The organism is Sphaerisporangium melleum (assembly GCF_014646695.1).
Taxonomy (GTDB): Bacteria; Actinomycetota; Actinomycetes; order Streptosporangiales; family Streptosporangiaceae; genus Sphaerisporangium; species Sphaerisporangium melleum.
Genome location: NZ_BMNT01000102.1, coordinates 1 through 3302, shown reverse-complemented (window position 1 = coordinate 3302; position 3302 = coordinate 1). Strand labels below are relative to the sequence as shown.

Here is a 3302-nt window from a genome sequence, read left to right as displayed (position 1 = left end):
CAGTACTCCTTGTCGCCCACCGTGAAGAAGACCTTACCGATGGTCTTCGGGAGGTTGACGTTCTTGACCTTGGTCGGGGTGACCTTCTCCTGGCCGGTCGGCAGGATGGAGCCGGCCTTGCCGTCGGGGGCCGCGTCGCCGCCACCGAGGTTGATCTTGCCCTTCACCTGCTGGTCGCCCGTGAACTGAGCGGCGCCCTTCAGGTTCGCACCACCGTTGGCGGTCCAGAAGCTGGAGATCTTCTGGGCGGAGCTGGAGGAGGCCAGGGAGACGACCTTCTTGGCCGGCGCGGTGGCCGCGTTGGCCGAGGTGACCAGGGTGGCGCCGATCATGCTGGTGGCGGCGAGGGCGCCACCGAGCGGGAGGGCGAGGCGCTTGACACGGGTGTTCACGGGAAACTCCTTGGGCTGTCGTGGAACGCATCTTGCGTCCCATGCGTCAGTAAAGGGATAGCCATGAAGATACAGAGAAGATCTTGGTCCGTGGGGTCGATTCGAGGGGAATTTTGGCCTTCGCGGTGCCGTGACACTTTCGTTACCGTGGCGATGATCGGTCCGGCTCTGTCGGGGTTGCGGAAAATCACGGCTTAGTCGCAGTTCAGCGGCTGTGTGCGCCGACTGGGTCCCGTGTTGCGGATGTGCCGCCGGAACCGGTCGAGGTCGAGGTGATGTGACGCACATCACACTCATCTGATGGAGCCGAATCGGGACCTGGCTACGTCTAAGCCCCCGCACCGCCGGGGACCGGCTCTGTCTGGGGCGCCTGGGAGGTGCTGACGCCCCTTCTTGTGAGTCGGCGGACGCGGCCTATGAGTGAGGGCGACCGGCGACCGAGCGGGCCAGCCGGGCCGCGTCGTCGGCGGTCAAGGGGGAGTCGGCGATCAGGAGCCGGTACCACATCAGCCCGTAGATCTGGTCCATCGTCAGCTCCAGCTCTTGCTCCGCCGGCAGTTCGCCACGCTCCTGTCCGCGGACGAGCAGAGAACGCAGTCCCCCTCGGCGAGCGACGATGAACTCGCGCATCTCCTGTGCGGACGCGGTGTCCCGCAACGCCTCGGCGATGAGGCGGCGCAGCAGAGCCCCGGCGCGTTCGACGGCACGGAAGGTGTCCGCGAGGAAGGTCGCAAGGTCGGTGACCAGCGCGCCGGTGTCGGGGATTGCCACCTCCTGCTGAGCGTGCTCGACCACCGCCTCCAGCAGCACCGCGCCCTTGGACGGCCACCACCGGTAGATCGTGTGCTTGCTGACCCCCGCCATCCGGGCGATCGCGTCGATCGAGACGGCCATGCCGTCCGGACCGGCGAGCAACTCGGCGGCGGAGCGCAGCACGGCGTCCCGGACCGCGGGATTGCGGCGCCGGCCCGTATGAGGACGCGAAGTGGCGGGAGGCGGAGGGGGGCTGGACGACATGGGCGGATCCTAGCATTTGACGGAACCAGTCGTTCCGGCAAGACTTTGCCGGAACGACTGGTTCCGGTAATGCGTGGAAGGGGTGTCCCCTGCCGAGCGGACACGGCTCCCCCCCTCGCCCCGTCCGCCTTTCCGGTCCACCGAACGACCCGACCCACGAAGAGGGCTTCCATGGATCTGAACCTGCGCGGTAAGCGCGCGCTCGTCACCGGCGCGTCGAAGGGCATCGGCGCGGCGACCGCCGAGGTGCTCGCCGAGGAGGGGTGTCATGTGCACCTGGCGGCCCGCGACGCCTCCGCGCTGGAGGACCTCGTCGGCCGCCTGCGCGCGGCGTACGGGATCGAGGCGCACGCGCACCCGGTCGACCTGCGGCGCGCGGAGGATCTCGCGGACCTGGCCTCGGGCGTGCCGGACCTCGACATACTCGTCAACAACGCCGGCGACATCCCGGGCGGCGCCCTCGACGCGGTGGACCGAGAGTCCTGGCGGCATGCCTGGGAGCTGAAGGTCTTCGGCTACATCGACCTCACGCGGCTCGTCTACGCGCGGATGAAGGCCCAAGGCCATGGCGTGATCGTCAACAACATCGGCATGGCCGGTGAACGGGTCGACTCGGGTTACATCGCCGGAAGCTCCGGCAACGCCGCCCTGATGGCGTTCACCCGGGCCCTCGGCGGAAGAAGCCTGCGCGACGGCGTTCGCGTCGTCGGTGTCAATCCCGGCCCGGTGGCGACCGACCGCATCCGCGCTCTGCTGGACGGCGCCGCCCGCTCGGGCGCCGATCCGATGGCCGCGTTCCCCGCCGGCCGCGCCGCGGCGCCGCGTGAGGTCGCCGACCTCATCGCCTTCCTCGCCTCGGCGCGCTCTTCCTACACGAGCGGCGTCGTCGTCACCATCGACGGCGGTCTGTCCGCGACCGCCTGACCGGCGTCCCTGATGCCCTGGGCGTCCTGGCGAAGAGCCGAAGAGACTGCCCGGAAACGCCGAACGGGGCCCGGCACGAATGCCGGGCCCCGCTTGGGACTACTGAGTTCTAATCAGCTAGAACGTCAGGCCTTGGTGACGACGTCGCCGTCCTTGGTGACGATCGAGCCGGACCAGAGGTTGGCGGCCGACTTGTAGATCGAGTAGGTCTCGCTGTCGAAGTACGGCGAGGTGCTGAAGTCGATCCGGCCGTTGTTGTCGGAGTCGCCGATGAGGCTGGTGACACCGTTGATGTAGCCGAGACGCTTGGTGCTGCTGTACTTGAGGATCCACGGGCCACCGGAGGTGCCGGCGGTCTGGGAGCTCTTGAGGCCGATCTGGGCCTCGGCCTTGAACTTCGCAGCCGCGGCGGCGGCGAAGGTCTTGCCGTAGCTCCACTTCGGCGTGGCACCGGTGAACGGCTTGTCACCGTCGGGGTGCGGGGCCGCGGGGTAACCGAACTGGTAGACCGGCTGGCCGACCTTCTGGTTCCAGGTGAAGCCCTGGCCGCCGACGTTGTCGCCCAGGCGACCGGCGTCCTTGTAGTACTCGATGAAGTACACGGTCTTGTAGAACTTGACCGCGCCCGGGGCGACGATCGCCTTGTACTCGAGGAAGTAGTGCTCGATGGTGTAGGCGCCGTCGACCATCTTCTTGTAGCCGGGGCCGGTGTAGGAGTCGTAGAACTCCTTGGTCACGACGTCAGCGTCCACCTTGGGGAAGCTCTTGTACTTGGCCTGGTTGAAGTTGTGGTTGCCGTTACCGGCGGCGTCGAACTGCTCCTTGGTGACTTCCTTGGTGAAGAGCTCAACCTTGCTCTTGCCGTCCGCAGTGGGGCCGAGCTTGGTGCTGTAGGGGACGACCTTCTCGGAAGCCGGGTCGGCCTTGGCCCAGCAGTCGCCGGTCTCGCCGCCGTTGGCGTCCTTGCAC

The 3302-nt window shown here is 67.6% G+C and carries 3 protein-coding genes and 1 pseudogene; 1 reads left to right on the top strand and 3 read right to left on the bottom strand.

Annotated elements, in window-relative coordinates:
• Together IEY93_RS37250 and IEY93_RS37245 are read right to left on the bottom strand one after the other, a co-directional pair.
• Positions 1 to 392 (bottom strand): annotated as a pseudogene (locus IEY93_RS37250) (trypsin-like serine peptidase); the annotation flags it as partial.
• A gap of 414 nt (positions 393 to 806) precedes the next feature.
• Positions 807 to 1409: a TetR/AcrR family transcriptional regulator gene (locus IEY93_RS37245; protein WP_189167862.1), complete on the bottom strand. Its 603-nt coding sequence runs from the start codon at positions 1407 to 1409 to the stop codon at positions 807 to 809.
• Between the two features lie 171 nt (positions 1410 to 1580).
• Between IEY93_RS37245 and IEY93_RS37240 the strand changes: the two genes are divergently transcribed.
• Positions 1581 to 2333, top strand: coding sequence for a short-chain dehydrogenase/reductase (locus tag IEY93_RS37240; protein WP_189167861.1), 753 nt, complete (start codon positions 1581 to 1583; stop codon positions 2331 to 2333).
• 125 nt (positions 2334 to 2458) lie between these two features.
• Here the strand turns inward: IEY93_RS37240 and IEY93_RS37235 are convergent.
• Positions 2459 to 3302: trypsin-like serine peptidase (locus IEY93_RS37235; RefSeq protein WP_506344927.1), on the bottom strand; the 844-nt coding region annotated here is incomplete at its 5' end.